Origin of the sequence: Methylovulum psychrotolerans (assembly GCF_002923755.1) — a bacterium.
Taxonomy (GTDB): Bacteria; Pseudomonadota; Gammaproteobacteria; order Methylococcales; family Methylomonadaceae; genus Methylovulum; species Methylovulum psychrotolerans.
On the sequence record NZ_PGFZ01000065.1, the window covers coordinates 1 to 1,811 of the forward strand.

Genomic DNA, 1,811 nt, shown 5'->3' on the forward strand with positions numbered 1-1,811 from the left:
AAAAATAAACACGGCTTTGCGAGGGAAAACTAACGGCTTTGCGAGGGAAAACTAACGGCTTTGCGAGGGAAAACTAACGGCTTTGCGAGGGAAAACTAACGGCTTTGCGAGGGAAAACTAACGGCTTTGCGAGGGAAATAAAAATCTTTTTTTTTATTTAAAAACAAATTGTTATGATATGTTTTAAAGGGGGATAACCTTATATAACCTTTTTATAAAAGAGAGGATAAACAAAAAATTTACAGTAAATATTTCCTCAAATACAAACTAACGGCTGAGATTATCCAACCATTACAAAAAAACGATTAGAATAGGCATAAGGAAACTTTTTTAATTATTTAATAGAGATGATAGATATTAATTAAAAAAACGCTACAGCATGAAAAAAGGCGGCAAATTTTCAATTTTATGAAACCAGTATCGGTTAAATTCTATTTAGTCCTTTATCTACATTTCGGCGACACAATAGAATTCGATTTATCTTGTTTTCGTTCTTTATGGTTTTCTGCTATTTATTCAAAAAATTATTTACAATCGCGATTAATAAAATCGTAAGTGGCATCAACGAATAAAAATGTATAGCAATATAAATTATGTACTGTATAAATAATAATAACCCATGTTATTTATAGGTTGCCCGTTTTACGGCGACTGCTTTGCCATAAAACGAGTGCGTCAGCAACCATTGTAAAGCTTTCACTTTATTCCAGCGGCCTTCGCTTGCTGCCTTGGAAATACGCACTTGTAGCCTTCTCACTATTTGATGAGCTTTTCCCCCAATCAATAGTGGGCCAATTCATATCATAGCGGGAGGCTGCACCAACAGCACGGGGTGTCGTCGTCATTTGCTTTGCCTCTAAAGCCACAGATGGCGCGGCCTTATGCCATTTTTTGGGAAGCCTTAACAATCATTACTCAGTAGCTCAAAAAGCATAGAAAAAACGAACGTTTAGACAATAAGGAAAATTAGATAAAAATGTCTGATATTCCTATATGTTTTCTTATCGAATAAACCATAATTTATGGTATTCATCGAATAATTTAACTGCGTTAGTAGTGCGCGGTGATACACAGGAAGGTTACGCCTTGTCACCGCTCAAAATCCTATGGGACTTTAGTGTCGTTTGTTTAAACTCCCCCATCCTTATTTTTACGCGTTTGTTGCCGATGGAATATGCGGGGATAACACTGGCGGTGCGTCTTTAAGCTTCCAAAAAGCTAAGTAGTTTATAGGGTGTTAATCAACAAAAGGCTCTAAAGTTCCACGGGATTTCTTTAGCAATAGCTTAAGTTACGCAGTAACGTGCTTTACTCCCGTTTGCCGCGCCGAGCATCGCAGGGTTTGTCGGGATCAGCCCGAAGGGGCGCGGCAGGGGGGGCAGGCGCCCTCTCTGCCGACCCCCGACAAAACCAAGAAGCTCAGGATCAAGCGGCAATCGGACCACCTTTTCTTTGGATACTTTCTTTTGGCGGAGCAAAAGAAAGTATCTCGCCTTCGGGTGCGAGAAACCGTCCGCCCCGGACGGCATTAACATTGCCGCATCTACACCCACACCAGAATTCGCATTGCCCACACCATCTGCATAAGATCTCCTCATACTATTCCAAACTTTTAACCTATTTTTCCCTTCATCCATCGCCAATTTTGGCGATGGATGAAAAGCGTTTTTTCGGCTAACCCAAGCCATTAAAAAGCATCCCAAATCCCAGAATTCCAAACCCAAAATCCTCCCCGTCTAGTCAGGCAAATATCCCCCAGCCACGCAAAGCGGGAACAATAATGCAACCCTCACGGAAAAAAGGACGGCCAA

2 protein-coding genes are annotated in these 1,811 nt (G+C 40.9%); both read right to left on the reverse strand.

The annotated features are described in order from the left end of the window. Positions 1–622 precede the first annotated feature (622 nt). On the reverse strand, positions 623–757 hold the full coding sequence (locus AADEFJLK_RS23540; protein WP_346222793.1) for a reverse transcriptase N-terminal domain-containing protein: 135 nt from the start codon (positions 755–757) through the stop codon (positions 623–625). Between the two features lie 529 nt (positions 758–1,286). After that, complete coding sequence (locus tag AADEFJLK_RS24880; protein WP_170065249.1) at positions 1,287–1,718, reverse strand: hypothetical protein; 432 nt, start codon at positions 1,716–1,718, stop codon at positions 1,287–1,289. Positions 1,719–1,811 lie beyond the last annotated feature (93 nt).